Annotated in this window: 12 protein-coding genes, 1 pseudogene and 1 riboswitch; of the genes and pseudogenes, 8 read left to right on the top strand and 5 right to left on the bottom strand. The window is 66.9% G+C overall.

What is annotated here, in order from left to right; genetic code table 11:
* On the top strand, positions 1 to 584 hold a 584-nt coding region (locus CYJ22_RS09855; RefSeq protein WP_207760536.1), incomplete at its 5' end, for a transposase.
* Between the two features lie 314 nt (positions 585 to 898).
* Here CYJ22_RS09855 and CYJ22_RS09850 read toward each other — a convergent pair.
* Positions 899 to 1,393, bottom strand: a complete 495-nt coding sequence (locus CYJ22_RS09850) for a DUF2218 domain-containing protein (RefSeq protein WP_101602483.1) — start codon at positions 1,391 to 1,393, stop codon at positions 899 to 901.
* Between the two features lie 160 nt (positions 1,394 to 1,553).
* Between CYJ22_RS09850 and CYJ22_RS09845 the strand changes: the two genes are divergently transcribed.
* The 6 genes from CYJ22_RS09845 to CYJ22_RS09820 all read left to right on the top strand — a co-directional run bounded on the left by CYJ22_RS09845 (position 1,554) and on the right by CYJ22_RS09820 (position 9,129).
* Complete coding sequence (locus CYJ22_RS09845; protein WP_101602482.1) at positions 1,554 to 3,023, top strand: amino acid permease; 1,470 nt, start codon at positions 1,554 to 1,556, stop codon at positions 3,021 to 3,023.
* A gap of 28 nt (positions 3,024 to 3,051) precedes the next feature.
* Positions 3,052 to 3,153, top strand: a riboswitch (TPP riboswitch).
* 30 nt (positions 3,154 to 3,183) lie between these two features.
* Positions 3,184 to 3,783, top strand: coding sequence for an ECF transporter S component (locus CYJ22_RS09840; RefSeq protein ID WP_034467950.1), 600 nt, complete (start codon positions 3,184 to 3,186; stop codon positions 3,781 to 3,783).
* 10 nt (positions 3,784 to 3,793) lie between these two features.
* Positions 3,794 to 6,160, top strand: coding sequence for an ATP-binding cassette domain-containing protein (locus CYJ22_RS09835; protein WP_101602481.1), 2,367 nt, complete (start codon positions 3,794 to 3,796; stop codon positions 6,158 to 6,160).
* Positions 6,157 to 6,750, top strand: coding sequence for a hypothetical protein (locus CYJ22_RS09830; protein WP_101602480.1), 594 nt, complete (start codon positions 6,157 to 6,159; stop codon positions 6,748 to 6,750). Before CYJ22_RS09835 ends, CYJ22_RS09830 begins: the two co-directional genes overlap by 4 nt.
* Positions 6,751 to 6,754: 4 nt before the next feature.
* A complete protein-coding gene (locus CYJ22_RS09825) occupies positions 6,755 to 8,278 on the top strand; it encodes a phospholipase D-like domain-containing protein (protein ID WP_101602479.1) in 1,524 nt (507 codons plus the stop codon).
* Positions 8,275 to 9,129, top strand: a complete 855-nt coding sequence (locus tag CYJ22_RS09820; RefSeq protein ID WP_101602478.1) for a class I SAM-dependent methyltransferase — start codon at positions 8,275 to 8,277, stop codon at positions 9,127 to 9,129. The genes CYJ22_RS09825 and CYJ22_RS09820 overlap by 4 nt, the downstream gene beginning before the upstream one ends.
* A 20-nt stretch (positions 9,130 to 9,149) precedes the next feature.
* On the opposite strand, the gene CYJ22_RS09815 is transcribed toward CYJ22_RS09820, so the two are convergent.
* Positions 9,150 to 9,482 (bottom strand): immunity protein Imm33 domain-containing protein, encoded by a 333-nt coding sequence (locus CYJ22_RS09815; protein WP_101602477.1) that lies wholly within the window; start codon positions 9,480 to 9,482, stop codon positions 9,150 to 9,152.
* Between the two features lie 69 nt (positions 9,483 to 9,551).
* Here CYJ22_RS09815 and CYJ22_RS09810 point away from each other — a divergent pair.
* A pseudogene (locus CYJ22_RS09810) lies at positions 9,552 to 9,683 on the top strand (class I SAM-dependent methyltransferase); the annotation flags it as partial.
* A 20-nt stretch (positions 9,684 to 9,703) separates the two neighbouring features.
* Here CYJ22_RS09810 and CYJ22_RS09805 read toward each other — a convergent pair.
* The 3 genes from CYJ22_RS09805 to CYJ22_RS09795 form a co-directional block, all read right to left on the bottom strand.
* Positions 9,704 to 10,036: a DUF2185 domain-containing protein gene (locus CYJ22_RS09805; RefSeq protein ID WP_101602476.1), complete on the bottom strand. Its 333-nt coding sequence runs from the start codon at positions 10,034 to 10,036 to the stop codon at positions 9,704 to 9,706.
* A gap of 11 nt (positions 10,037 to 10,047) precedes the next feature.
* Positions 10,048 to 10,581: an ankyrin repeat domain-containing protein gene (locus tag CYJ22_RS09800; RefSeq protein ID WP_101602475.1), complete on the bottom strand. Its 534-nt coding sequence runs from the start codon at positions 10,579 to 10,581 to the stop codon at positions 10,048 to 10,050.
* Positions 10,578 to 13,941 (bottom strand): HNH/ENDO VII family nuclease (locus CYJ22_RS09795; RefSeq protein ID WP_243390504.1); only part of this gene is annotated, 3,364 nt, incomplete at its 5' end. The genes CYJ22_RS09800 and CYJ22_RS09795, both read right to left, overlap by 4 nt.

Below are 13,941 nucleotides of genomic sequence, written 5' to 3'. Positions count from 1 at the left end.
CTGACCTGGTCACCCGAGGCCTGACCGGCGTGCGCCTGGTGACCAGTGACGCCCATCTGGGCCTGGTTGAAGCCATCGCCGCGAACCTGCCCGGAGCCACCTGGCAACGATGCCGCACCCACTACGCCGCTAATCTCATGTCGGTCACCCCCAAAGCACTATGGCCCGCCGTCAAAGCGATGCTGCACTCGGTGTACGACCAGCCCGACGCAGCATCGGTCAACGCACAATACGACCGGCTCTTGGACTACGTGCACGACAAGCTCCCCACCGTGTGTGATCACCTCGATCAAGCCAGGGCAGACGTCCTCGCGTTCGCGTCCTTCCCAACCGGAGTGTGGACCCAGATCTGGTCCAACAACCCCAATGAGCGCCTCAACCGCGAAATCCGCCGACGCACCGACACCGTGGGAATCTTCCCCAACCGCCACGCAATCATCCGCCTGGTCGGAGCCGTCCTAGCCGAACAAAACGACGAATGGGCCGAAGGCCGACGCTACCTCAGCCTCGACATCCTCACCAAATCACGACTCACACCACAACCCACCCAACAGGAGGACACCCCACTCCAACTCAGCGCATAACCCAACCCGAAGGACACAAAACGATTACACCACTCCACAGGACTTGACCGGAGCGGGTGTCAGCGCCCCGCAATTTCGCATGCAATTCCCTTGCGCGTACTTCAACTTTTGAAGTCAGAACGTTGGAATTCTGCGGTTTTTGAGACGCTAACGCGTTCGGTGGTCAGGGAATTGCATGCGGAATTGATGGGGCCCGGATGCCTTGCGTGCCCGGATGTCGCGTGCCCGGATGTCGTGCGCAGCGTCTTGCCTATTGTGCTGTGCGTGCCGTGCTTGGGTGCCCCGCCGCGTCTAGTCCGCCGTGTGCGCTGTGGCTACTCCGCGTGCCCGGCCTCTTGCGCCGCCTCTCGTGCCGCCGCCTCGCGGGCTGCCTTCTTGGCGCGGGCGTGCGCCTCGACCTCTTCGGGGGTGAGGGGGCCCTGCGTGGAACCTTCGCTGCCGTCGGTGCGCTCCCACGAAATGGCGAGGCTGTCCCGCGCGCCGAAGCGCGCCAGGTGGATGCCGACGATGAATTCGAGGCGATCGGCGCGCTCGGGCTCTGTGCGCAGCTCAAGCCTCAGATCAGACGCCGACGCGATCACGTCGAAACGCCCCAGGATCGGACCCTCGCGGTCGAACAGCAGGTATCCGCTGCCCGCCTCTTCGTCCCAGGAGCCCGTGATCTTGTGGCCCATGTGGCTGACGAGCTGCTTCCCGTAGCGTGCGGCCCGCTCGGTGGGAACGGTGGCCACGGAGATCAGGGGGTACGAGGCCTCGGCCGTTGAGGGGGTGGGGGTCTCGCCCGTCGAAGGCGTCGAATTCTGCGTCATAAGGCAAACCTAACTTGAATGCGCGGCCTCTGCCATGCGTAGCTCTGGATTCGGTCATGTGCGTACCCGTGCGGTAGCGTTGGATAGTCAAGCGCGTCACGCGAGCGCGCAAAGGCCGCGCAAAACGCTCCCGGGCTGGGAGCAGGCGGAAGGAACAACGATGACAGTTGAACACGTCGAACAGGGTGAGCCCCAGCAGGGTGGCGAAAAACTTCAGCGCACGCTGAAAAACCGCCACATCCAGCTGATCGCCATCGGTGGTGCGATCGGCACGGGCCTGTTCATGGGATCGGGTAAGACGATTTCCGTCGCCGGCCCCTCGATCCTGCTGGTCTACATGATCATCGGCGCGGTCCTGTTCCTGTTCATGCGTACCCTCGGTGAGCTGCTGCTCTCCGACCACAAGTACGCGACCTTCGCGGACATCGCCCGCGACCTCATCGGCCCGTGGGCCGGGTTCGTGACGGGCTGGACGTACTGGGCGTGCTGGGTGGTCACGGGCGTCGCCGACATGATTGCGATCACCGGCTACACGCACTTCTGGTGGCCGGACCTGCCCGCGTGGATCCCCATCGGCGCGACGACTCTGCTGCTCTTCGCCCTCAACGCGATGACGGTGAAGGCCTTCGGCGAGACGGAGTTCTGGTTCGCGCTCATCAAGATCGTCGCGATCATTGCCCTGGTCATCGTCGGTTTCGGCATGGTCGCCATGGGTACCGTCGATACCGAGGGCACCGCGGCCGCGGTCTCGAACCTGTGGAGCCACGGCGGCTTCTTCCCGACCGGATTCACCGGCTTCCTCGGCGGCTTCCAGATCGCCCTCTTCGCGTTCATCGGCATCGAGATGGTCGGCACGACCGTTGCCGAGACCGACGACCCGGACAACACCCTGCCGAAGGCCGTCAACTCCATCCCCGTTCGCATCATGCTCTTCTACGTGGCGGCGCTTGCGGCCATCATGATGGTGACCCCCTGGGATCAGGTGAGCCCCGAGAAATCCCCCTTCGTCACGATGTTCTCGCTGACCGGCCTGGGGGCGGCGGCCACGATCGTCAACCTGGTGGTCCTCTCCTCGGCGGCCTCGAGCGCGAACTCGGGCATCTACTCCACGTCGCGCATGCTCTACGGCCTGGCTCGCCAGGAGCAGGCACCGGGCATCTTCGCCCGCCTCTCCAAGCACCACGTGCCCCTCAACGCCCTGTTCCTGTCGTGCGTGTGCCTGCTGTCGGGCATCGTCATCATGGGGATGGGCGGCTCGATTTCCGAGGCCTTCACGCTGGTGACCTCCGTGTCGGCCACGCTGTTCATGGGTGTGTGGGTCGTCATCGTCGTGTCCTACCTGGTCTACCTGCGCAAGCGCCCCGGCCTGCATAAGGCCTCGAAGTTCAAGGCCCCCGGCGGCGCGATCAGCGCCTGGATCGTCCTGGCGTTCATGGGCTGCATGGGCGTCATCCTGGCGATGTGGGACGATACTCGTCCCGGCCTCGTGTATTCGCTTATTTGGATCGCGTTCATCGTGGGCGCGGCCTTCGCGAACCGCCATTTCCTGCTGCGCCGCGCGTCGCGTGGAGTCCTCGGAGATGGGGGAACGGGCGAGGGCCCGCATACCGGTCCTCACCTGCATGAGTAGCGGAACCCATAGTTAGTGGCTATGCTCACCAGCGTGCCACGGGAGCTCGAACCGAGCTGAGAGGGGACCACCCCCGACCGTAGAACCTGATCCGGATCATACCGGCGTAGGAAGGCTCTTCCCACGTGGCCGCCGTGCAACACGAAGGGAGTATTTCCGCATGGCATCCACTGCTCCGTCCCTCCGCTGGAGGGTCATTGACATCGTCACCGCCGCCGTCTTGGGCGTCGCGTGCGGCCTCATTTTCGTCGTCTGGAACCAGGTGGGCGGTGCTAGCTACGAGTTCCTCAAGACCATCGGCCCCGGCGTCGGTGGCCTGGTCACGGGCGTTTGGCTGCTGGGCGGCACGCTCGGCGGCTACGTGATCCGTAAGCCCGGCGCTGCGTTCTTCGTCGAGCTGATGGCTGCGACCGTCTCTATGGCCCTGGGCTCCCAGTGGGCTGTCGAGACCATCTACTCGGGTCTCGCGCAGGGCCTCGGTGCGGAGGTCGTCTTCGCCCTGGTCGCCTACCGCCGCTACAACGCGACGATCGTGTGCGCTGCGGGTGCCGTGTCCTTCGCGTTTGAGTGGGTTCTCGAGCTCTTCCTTGCCGGTCACCTCGCGAAGGGTGTGCTCTACAACGCGATCTACCTCGTGTGCGGCATGGCGTCGGGCATCGTTCTGGCCGGCCTGCTCGCTTGGGCGCTGACGAACGCGCTCGCGAAGACGGGTGCCCTGGACCGCTTCGCTTCCGGACGTGGAGCGCGTGAGCTTGTCTGATTTCCGATCCATGGACGAGGCCCACTCCGCCTCCTCCCGCCCCGCTTCTTCTCCCGGTGCCTCGGCTGCGCTGGGTGAGGGGGCGGGCGCGCGCGTGTGCGCGCGCGGCTGGGGATGGCGTCACGCCGGGCGCAAGAACGCCGCGCTGTCGGGTGTTGATCTCGATATTGCGCCGGGCGAGCGCGTGCTGGTGCTGGGCCCGTCCGGGTCGGGCAAGTCGACGCTCATGGGTGGCTTGGCCGGCCTGCTGGGCGGCGCCGAGGAGGGCGAGGCCACCGGCACGCTCACCGTCGACGGCGTCGCTCCGGCCGAGGCGAGGGGCCGCGTGGGTCTGCTCATGCAGGACCCTGAGGCCCAGGTGGTCCTCGCCCGCGTGGGCGACGACGTGGCCTTCGGCATGGAAAACTTGGGGGTTGCGCGCGAGGAGATCTGGCCGCGCGTGGAGAACTCGCTCGAGGCAGTGGGCCTGAGCGTCCCCCTGGATCATTCGACGACGGAGCTGTCGGGCGGGCAGAAGCAGCGCCTGGCTCTGGCGTCGATTCTCGCGATGGGCCCGGGCCTGCTGCTCCTGGACGAGCCCACCGCGAACCTGGACCCGAGCGGCGTCGCCGAGGTGCGCGCCGCCGTCGAAACCGTCGTCGAGCGCACGGGTGCGACCGTGGTCGTCGTCGAGCACCGCGTCGACGTGTGGGCCTCCCTCGTGGATCGCGTCATCGTGGTCGCAGACGGTGCGATTGCCGCCGATGGCCCCCTCGACGAGGTTCTTGAGCAGCAGGGCGACGCCCTGCGTGAGCGGGGTATCTGGCTTCCCGGCGACGACGTCGCCGCCGAGGTCGGCCCCGCCCCCGAGGTCCCCCCGGCCTCGTCCGAGGCCGCCCCGATCGCCCGCGTCTCCGACCTGACGATCGGCTACGACGCGTCCGCCCCCGTGCGCAGCGGTATCGACCTGACGATCGAGCGCGGGGTCTCCACCTGCATCGTTGGCGCTAACGGCGCCGGAAAATCAACCTTTGCCCTGACGCTCGCGGGCCTCCTGTCGCCCCTGGAGGGTGCCGTCGAGGTCGAGACCTCCGACGGCACGGCTGGCGACCCGCACGAGTGGTCCAGCAAGCAACTCCTGGGCCGCATGTCGATGGTCTTCCAGGAGCCCGAATACCAGTTCCTGGCCGCCACCGTCGCCGAGGAACTCGCAATCGGTCCGCGTGCCGCCGGCATGACCGACGAGGAGATCTCCCCCCTCGTCGACGAACACCTCGAGGCACTGGGGCTGACCAAACTCGCGCGCGCCAACCCCATGACCCTGTCGGGCGGCGAGAAGCGCCGCCTGTCGGTGGCGACCGCGCTCATCAGCGCCCCCGAGCTGCTGATCCTCGACGAGCCGACCTTCGGCCAGGACCGCGGCACGTGGCTGGGCCTCGTGCGCCTCCTGCGCGCCGCCCTCGCGCGCGGGGTCACCCTGGTGTCGATCACGCACGACCCCGCGTTTGTGGCCGCGATGGGCCAGCGCGTCGTCGACCTCGGGCAGGTCGGCACGCGCGGCGCATCGCCCGCAGTCTCCACGGATGAGGCCGGGGCCGCCCCCGCCGGGAACGCTCACGATCGCGGCCCGAAGCGCGGCGCCCGAGGCCTCCTCGCGCATACGAATCCCGTCGCCCGCGTGCTCGCCCTCCTGGTCGCCACGACCCCGCTGCTGATCACGATCGACCCGGTGAGCGCGGGCGTGGCACTCGCCCTCGAGCTCGCGCTCATGCCCCTGTCGGGCGTGTCGGCGCGCAGCTTCTTCATGAAGGCGACGCCGCTGCTCGTGGCCGCGCCGCTCGGTGCGCTGTCCATGCTGCTCTACGCCTCACCGGGCGGAAATGTCTATTGGCAGTTTGGGCCGGCCGCAATCTCGGACCACTCCGTGTGGCTGGCCCTGGGCATTGGCCTGCGCATGTGCGCGATTGTCATGCCCGCCATCGCGCTGCTTGACCGCATCGACCCCACCGACATGGGCGACGGCCTCGCGCAGATCCTGCACCTGCCCGCCCGCCCGGTCCTCGCCGCGCTCGCGGGCGCGCGCATGACGTCGCTGATGGCGGCCGACTGGAAGGCCCTCGAACGGGCGCGGCGCGCCCGCGGCGTGGGCGACGCCTCGCGCATCCGTTCCTTCCTGCGAGGCTCCTTCTCGCTCCTCGTGTTTGCGCTGCGTCGCTCCGGCAAGCTGGCCACCACCATGGAGGCAAGGGGCTTCGGCGCGGAAGGCAAGAGAACGTGGGCGCGTGTCTCGCGCCTGTGCGCCGCCGACGCCGCCCTCATGGTCGTCGCCGTCGCCGTTCCCGCGATTGCGCTGGCTGCGAGCGTCTGGGCGGGCACCTTTGCCCTGGTGGGCCGATGAGTGCCCTGAACTGGGAAGATGTGGGCGGGGGAGCGGGCCTGCGGGTCACCGTCCCCGTCACGATGGGCCCCGATGGGGCCGCCCGCGAGCTCGCCCCCCGCCTGAGTGCCCTGGCGGGGGAGCGGGCCTCGTCCTCGTTCGACGAGAAGAGCGCCAAGCCCGGCGTCCCGGTCGTCACGATCGACGGCTACTCCGGCTCGGGGAAGTCCACGCTGGCTGCCGCCCTCGTACGGCTCGTGAACGGCTGGCAGGTGCTGCACCTTGACGACTGGTACCCCGGCTGGGACGGCCTCGAGGCCGGAGCCGACATCGCGTGTCGAATCGCCGCCGACCTGCGGGGAGGACGGGCCTCCTCCTACGAGGCCTGGGATTGGGACAAGGGAACGACCGGGGCGACGACCCGCGTCCCCCTCGCCCCGACCATCATCGAGGGCTGCGGCGCCATCGAGGCCGAGGCCGATCTCGTCATCTGGATCGCCGACCCCGGCGAGGAGGAACGCCGAAACCGGGCGCTCGCGCGCGACGGGCAGACCTACGCGCCGCATTGGCAGCGGTGGGCCGACCAGGATCTGGGGCGCTCGGTAGAATAGGCGCATGCTGCCGCCGCCTCCCGAACCCCCGCTGTGGGGGTGGCTCCTTTTCGGTGCCTTCGACTTCGTCATCCGCGTCGTCGCGCTGGGTGTTGTGCCCAAGCACCGGCGCGCGTCCACGTCGACTGCGTGGCTGCTGCTGATCTTCCTGTGGCCCCTCCTGGGTGTGCCGCTGTACTTCATTTTTGGGTCCTGGTGGGCGATGGGCCGCAGGCTCGACGACGATCCCGAGGCGAGCCAGCTGGTGGAGGACATCGTGGCCGGCTCAACCGCGCCCGAACCTGAGTCCTACGAGGTGCCCACGGGACCCGACGGCCTGCCCTTTGGCTCGGACGATGACACGGCCTCGATCATGCGCCTGGCAGGCAACCTGAGCGGATTTCCGGCCTCGTCGGGGCAGGTTGGCCGTCTCTACAACGACACGGCCGAGACCTTCCGGGCCATGGCGGCCAGCATTGATACGGCCACGCACCACGTGAACGCCCTGTACTACCAGACCTCGTGGGATGAGTACACGGCCCCCTTCTACGAGGCCCTCGAGCGCGCGGTTGCCCGCGGCGTCACCGTCCGCCTGCTCGTCGACCATCACGGCATGCGCACGATCCCGGGCCACAAGGACTTCCGCCGCCGCCTGAACGCCATGGGTATCGAGTGGCACGAGATGCTGCCATTCGCGCCGCTGCGCGGGCAGATCCGCCGCCCCGACCTACGCAACCACCGCAAGATCCTCGTCGTCGATGGGCGCGAGGCCTACATCGGTTCCCACAACCTCGTAGCCCCCGACTACGACACCCCCTCGTACGCGAAGGCCGGCATGCTCTACGACGATACGAGTGTGTCCGTCACGGGCCCCATCGTCGCGCAGATCCAGGCGGTCTTTGCCGTTGACTGGTACTACGCGTGCAAGGAGATCCTCACCCCCGCGGTCCTCACTCCGCCCGCCGCGGAGGTCGCGGCAGAGCGCGAGGGGGAGCAGGCCTCGGCGATGCAGATCATCCCGTCCGGCCCCGCGTTCAAGGGCGAGCCGAACCTGCGGGCGTTCATCCACATGATCTCCTCGGCGCGCACGCACGTGTCGATCACGAGCCCCTACTTCATCCCCGACGAGGCCCTCATGACCGCGCTGACGAACGCCGCACTGTCGGGCGTCGAGGTCGAGCTCTTCGTCTCCGAGCAATTCGACCAGTTCCTGGTCGGCCACGCCCAGCGCTCCTACTACGGGCCGCTCCTGAAGGCGGGCGTGCGCATCCACCTCTATCGCAAGCCGCGGATGCTGCATTCCAAGTACATGGTCGTCGATGGGAGCCTGTGCATCATCGGCTCCTCCAACATGGACGTGCGCTCCTTCGGCCTGAACTACGAGATCGTCCTCGTCGCCGACAGCTCGCGCCTGGTCGAGATGCTGCACGGCAACGACGAGCGCACGCGCGAGGCCTCCCGCGAGCTCACCTACGAGGAGTGGCGCGGTCAGCCGTGGCATGTCCACTACGTCGACAACGTGTGCCGACTGGGGAGCTCGCTCCTGTGAGTGCTTCTGACAACGAGGCCGTGGCCGGGCGCGCGGCCACCACTTCTTCGTGGCTGTGTTACGGTGATCGTGACACGATGCCGAACAGCGTGTCCGCTTTCCTCGACGTCAACCCCTACGTCGGGGAGGGCGGTGCCTACGACTCGGTGCGCCCCGCCTACCCGGACGAGGCCGTGGCCGCGTTGATCGACGCCGCGCGGAGCGGGCGGGGCGTGAACGCTCCAGGCCGCGATGGCCCACTGCGCGCCGCGGACATCGGTGCGGGCACTGGCAAGATGAGCGAGCTCCTGGCCCGTGGTGGTCTCCTTGTGGACGCGGTCGAACCCTCCGAGGTGATGCGCGCCCAGGCCTCAGCGAACGAGGGGGTCACGTGGCACGATGGCGTCGCGGAAGAGACGGGGTTACCGAACGACGTGTATGACATCGTCGTGTTTGCGCAGTCCTGGCACTGGATGGATCCGGAGCGTGCGGGCCTCGAGGCCGCCCGAATCCTGGCACCCGGCGGCGCGCTCGCCATCGTCTGGAATCAGATGGCCGTGTCGATCCCCTGGGTGCATCGCCTGACGCGCATCATGCGTTCTGGCGACGTGCACCGCCCCGACAGGCCCCCCACGCCGGGCGGTGGCTTCGCCCCGATGACCCTCACCCAGGTCGCGTGGGAGGACCGGATGGCCCCCGAGGAGATCCTCACCCTGGGCACGACCCGTTCCTCGTATATCCGTTCGTCGGAGGCGGGGCGTGCGCGCATGCAGGAGAACCTGCGCTGGTACCTCTACGAGCACCTCGGTTATGCGCCGGGGGAGCTGGTGACGATCCCCTACGCGACCCTCGTGTGGCTCACTCACCTGTGAGGGCGGGGCCGCTGCGTGAGTCAGCGGAACGGAATCTCCTTCTTGGTCTTGTTATCGAACCAGCGCCGGCGGCCGTCGGGCTCGACGACCAGTTGGATGTTGGAGCCGATCGGCAGGTCATAGATGCCGATGCAGGCGGGCTCGAGATTGCAGATGTCGTTAAAGTCTGCCAGGAAGAGATTCTTCGAGTCGCGGATGTACTCGGCGGTGTCGCGGTCGGAGAGGACGCGCCATCCGGAATCATCCAACGCAATTGGTGTCTCGCGGATGAGCCACTTGATGTTGCCGGTCCGTTCGGCGATCTTGCGCGAGACGAAGGCGTACCCGGCGTCGCGAATGTAGGTGGGGCGCATTATTGCTCCTGTCGGTGGTTATCACCCTGCGCGCGCAGGTAGTCGTCGATGCGGTCCGCGAGGACTTGCCGGTCCTCGAAGGCGGTGCGGGCGCGCATGCAGGCGAACCTGCGCTGGTACCTCTACGAGCACCTCGGGTATGCGTCGGGGGAGACGGTCACGGTCCCCTACACGTCCCTCGTGTGGCTCACCCACCTGTGAGGGCGGGGCCGCTGCGTGAGTCAGCGGAAGGAAATCTCTTTCTCGGTCTTGTTATCGAACCAGCGCCGGCGGCCGTCAGGTTCGACGACCAGTTGGATGTCGGAGCCGATCGGCAGGTCGTAGATGCCGATGCAGGCCGGCTCGATGTCGCACAGATCGTTGAAGTCAACGACCGTCATGTTCTTAGGATCATCCAGGTACTCGGCGGTGTCGCGGTCGGAGAGCACGCGCCAGCCGGAGTCCTGAGGGGCGAAGGGTTCCTCGCGGGTCAGCCATTTGATGTTGCCGGTTCGTTCGACAATGTTGCGCGAGACGATGGCGGCACCGGCGCCGCGAATGTAGGTGGGGCGCATTATTGCTCCTCTCAGTGAGTGTCACCCTGCGTGCGCAGGTAGTTGTCGATGCGGTCCGCGAGGACTTGCCGGTCCTCGAATGCGCGGACGAGTTCATGGAAGGGCTTTCCCCCGTCAACGACGGTCGTAAAACCCGGGTCGGGGGATGCGAAGACGACGTCGTAGATGGGTGCCAGGTCCTCGTCGGAGTAGCGGTGGAGGGGGAGTAGGTACTGGAGGGGGAGGCGCTTGCGATTATCGAGGCAGTTGAAGGTCTCCCCGTGGTCGACCAGGACCTGTGCGATGGCGGCGTCGCGGGCGGGGTCGTGCTTGACGGCGCCCAGTAGGATGTGCAGGAGTGACGCCCCGTCACCGGATTTGTGGGCGATTGACGGATTGTGTTCGAGCAGGAAGTCGACGATCTTGTATCGCTCCTCCGGTTTGCTGTTCCCGAGAGCGTAACTGAACAGGGAGCGCCCCCGGTTCGCGCGCGCCTCGTCCCCTGGTGCATAGAGGGCGACGAAGTCCTCAAATGTCTTCATATTCGCCGTGAGAAAGATGTTCATTTGTCGAGGCCTTCGTACTTGTGGCTGCGATTAGTGGTTGGATGCTCAACGCGATAATGCTCAGCTGTATTGTACCACTCTCTAAATTCGGCAGGGGTCATCTCCCCGTTGACGTACTCGAGCCACCTGTCGTGATATTTTTCGCCGGGTATGTGGCCCATATCCCATACTCCTCGGCGGGAGGTGCCGGGTGTCCATTCGATGACTCTGCCTGCAGGGTCCACAACTGTCCCGTCAGGCCTTACCTCTTCGTTCCAGACATCGAGAATTGTCTGTTCCTTGAGTGAAGGCCTATTCTTCGGATTTAAGTAAGGACGGGGGTCAGAAGGGTCAATGTGGGGAACCCCATTTTCGTCAACGTAGGTTCCCCAGTTGTGGTCAGGGTCACCAGAATGCGGGTTGCGCTTTTCCTCGCCAGTACCTTCCTCGGATTTGATTTCCTGTGATTCTTCCGCGTTCTTGTCGGAGACGGTATCGTTGTCAGACTCTCCGCCACCGTTGTCGTCATCGGACTTGCCGTCGGTGTCGTCCTTGTCGGACTTGGCGTCGGTGTTGTCCTTGTCGGACTTGCCGTCGGTGTCGTCCTTGTCGGACTTGGCGTCGGTGTTGTCCTTGTCGGACTTGGCGTCGGTGTTGTCCTTGTCGGACTTGGCGTCGGCGTCGTCCTTGTCGGACTTGTGGGTGTCGGCCTCGTCCTTGGTGGACTTGGAGTCGGCGTCGTCGTTCTTGGTGGTGTGCTTGTCGTCGGTGTCCTTGGGGTGTTCGTCGCCGTCGTGGTGTGCGGCGTCGTCTTCCTTGTGGGTCTTGTCCGACGTGGGCTCGTCGGCCTCGGTCTTGTCGCCGTGGCGCGCCGAGTCAGCGGCGTCGTCGGCCTTGCCGTTGGCGGAGTGGTCCTTCGCCTTGGGGTCAGCGTCCGCGTGCTCGACGGAATCGTGCCCATGCTTGGCGTCGGCATCGGCCTTACCGGAGTCATGTGCGTCGCCGGAGTCGTGGCCAGCCTTCGTGGTGTCGGCGGCCTCATCCGCGTGGGTGGTGGGCGTGTCTGCTGCATGCTTTCCGCTATGCGGCTGCTTGTCGCCGACCAGGCCGTCCCCGGCAGGAGTGTCCTTTTTGGGTGTGGTAGGCGCGTCGGGGGCGCCGTCTCCACCATGTCCTGCCCGGGGGGTGTCACCGTGGCCGGGGGTGGAATCAGCGCGCGAAACACCGTGCGCATCACCGGTGGACATGCCCGGATCGCCGCGGTGCGGCCCCTGCGCAGGGGCCGACGAACCACCGTGGGTGCCAGTATCAGCACCAACATGACCGCCGCCCTGGCCCGTGGGGGCGCCAGCAGCGTGCGTACCACGCGACACGTCGCCTACGCCGCCACCGACATCAGCGGAATTGCTGACGCCGTGTGCGCCGTGACCCGCATGTCCTGCGTTTGCTCCGAAATCAGCGGTACCGCCGAAGCCATCCGCTCCGTGGCTCACACGGCTCGGATCGCTGCCACCGAAGGCACCAGCGCGCTCGTACGATCCCTGAGCGCCCACGCTGGCCTCGCTACGACCAACGCCCGCACCGACAAGCTCATCGGCACCGCGCGTCTCACCGTTAGCGTGGGTCGAGCTGTGATCCAGGTAGGAAGAGTCCTTCCTGTTCTCAACACCGAAAAGATCGTAATCGTCCCGGTTCGCAGAGAAACCATCGGAGTCCCACGAATCGTTAGGCTTTCGCGGAGGCTTCCCATCGCCCGCAACAGCGTGTTTCGGTTCGAAGTCGTCACCCTTCAAAGCTCCGTCGGTGCCGCCGCGGTGAGGACCACCTGCGGTTTCGACAGGATGGTACTGGCCGTTGGGAACCTTGTCGGAATCACCGGGTTTGACATCCACATGATCCAAGCTCTTCTGGTTGCCGCCAGCGTGCGTATCGATCTTGTTCGCCGGGGCACCGAAATCGTTGCCCGAACGGGTAAATACCTTGTCAGGATCGACGGGCTTCTTCTGCGCAATAGCCTCAGCCGGTGCACCGCGCTCACCCACACCGTCGTTGCGCACGGGAGCAGCGGGGGAGCCGCCAGCAGCACCGTGGCCAGAAGCGGCACCATGCGAGCCGCTCGAAGGAGCTCCGGGGGCAGCAGGCGCACCGGATGCGCCAGCACCGTGGGTGCCGGTGGCGGGTGCGCCAGTTGCGGGTGCACCGGTTGTGCCAGCGCCATGCGTACCTGCGCCGGGCGCGGGAGCGCTGGTTGCCGGGGCTCCGTGGGTCCCGGTGGCAGGAGCGCCAGTCGCGGGAGCGCCATGCGTACCTGCGCCGGGAGCGCCGTGTGTGCCTGCGCCGGTCGCAGGAGCTCCGGTTGCGCCGTTGGCAGTGCTGCCAGCGCCGTGGGTGGCGCCGCCGGTATCCGCATTCATGAACGCGTTGTTGTGAGCGCCGTTAGACGCGCTGGGGGCAGTGTTCGCGGGAGCCGCGTGCCCGCCGGTGCTGGCATCGCCAGCTGCGGGCGCATGAGGCGTCGCGTCGGGCTGAGCCGCACTCGACACACCGTTGGAGCGGTGGCCCGGATCCGTGGGCGGAAGAGCCGAATCCTTGACATCCGCACCACCGTGCGAGGCGTGGCTGGCGTTGCCTGCAGCGTCGGCTGTGTTGCCTGCAGTGTGCGAGGCGTGGCTGGCGTTGCCTGCAGCGTCTGCGGCGTTGCCGCCAGTGTGAGCGGCGTGGCTGGCGCTACCAGCAGCGTCAGCGGCGTTGCCGCCAGCGTGTGCGGCGTGGCTGGCACTACCAGCAGCGTCAGCGGCGTTGCCTCCAGCGTGTGCGGCGTGGCTGGCGCTACCGGCACCGTTTGCGGCATGGCTCGCACCGCTGGCGATGCCACCGCCGCCGGAAGCGGCGTGTGCGGCGTGGCTGGCGCTACCTGTAGCATCGGCTGCCCCGCCGGCTGCGTGCGCTGCGTGGCTGGTGTCCCCGATAGCCGAGCCAGCCCTCGTGGCAGCGCGGCCGGCGTCGGCGGCCCCGTCTAGGGCATCAGCCATGCCGTTGGCGGCGTGACCCAGGTCGTGGGCGTGGTCGGCGGCCTTAGTTAGGCGCTGCGCGGTGTTTGCCAGATCCGCGAGGTCCGCGGCCGTATTGATGCCGCGGGCGCTGAGCTTGCCGACCAGGTTCTTGCCGAGCTTGGCCAGGGAGCGGACGTCGTCGGGGCTAATAGGCAAAATGGCCTTGAAGACCTCTTTGCCGATGCGAAGAGCGCGAGCTCCGCCGGTCAGGGCCTTCTCGCCGGCGGACACGCCGGCGCTGCCACCCATGGTCGCAAGTGCGATGGCAATGTCGGGCAGGAGGTGGCCAATGGCGCGTGCCGGATCGTCGGTCCACGTATCCCAGTCG

It is taken from the genome of Schaalia odontolytica (assembly GCF_002847525.1).
GTDB classification, from domain to species: domain Bacteria; phylum Actinomycetota; class Actinomycetes; order Actinomycetales; family Actinomycetaceae; genus Pauljensenia; species Pauljensenia odontolytica_B.
This window is presented reverse-complemented; position numbering and strand designations above follow the sequence as displayed.

Excerpts from the sequence above, each read along its gene's own strand:
- CYJ22_RS09835 (WP_101602481.1), top strand. The coding sequence starts at position 3,794 with ATGGACGAGGCCCACTCCGCCTCCTCCCGCCCCGCTTCTTCTCCCGGT.
- CYJ22_RS09800 (WP_101602475.1), bottom strand. The coding sequence starts at position 10,581 with ATGAACATCTTTCTCACGGCGAATATGAAGACATTTGAGGACTTCGTC.
- CYJ22_RS09815 (WP_101602477.1), bottom strand. The coding sequence starts at position 9,482 with ATGCGCCCCACCTACATTCGCGACGCCGGGTACGCCTTCGTCTCGCGC.
- CYJ22_RS09825 (WP_101602479.1), top strand. The coding sequence starts at position 6,755 with ATGCTGCCGCCGCCTCCCGAACCCCCGCTGTGGGGGTGGCTCCTTTTC.
- CYJ22_RS09840 (WP_034467950.1), top strand. The coding sequence starts at position 3,184 with ATGGCATCCACTGCTCCGTCCCTCCGCTGGAGGGTCATTGACATCGTC.
- CYJ22_RS09850 (WP_101602483.1), bottom strand. The coding sequence starts at position 1,393 with ATGACGCAGAATTCGACGCCTTCGACGGGCGAGACCCCCACCCCCTCA.
- CYJ22_RS09805 (WP_101602476.1), bottom strand. The coding sequence starts at position 10,036 with ATGCGCCCCACCTACATTCGCGGCGCCGGTGCCGCCATCGTCTCGCGC.
- CYJ22_RS09830 (WP_101602480.1), top strand. The coding sequence starts at position 6,157 with ATGAGTGCCCTGAACTGGGAAGATGTGGGCGGGGGAGCGGGCCTGCGG.
- CYJ22_RS09845 (WP_101602482.1), top strand. The coding sequence starts at position 1,554 with ATGACAGTTGAACACGTCGAACAGGGTGAGCCCCAGCAGGGTGGCGAA.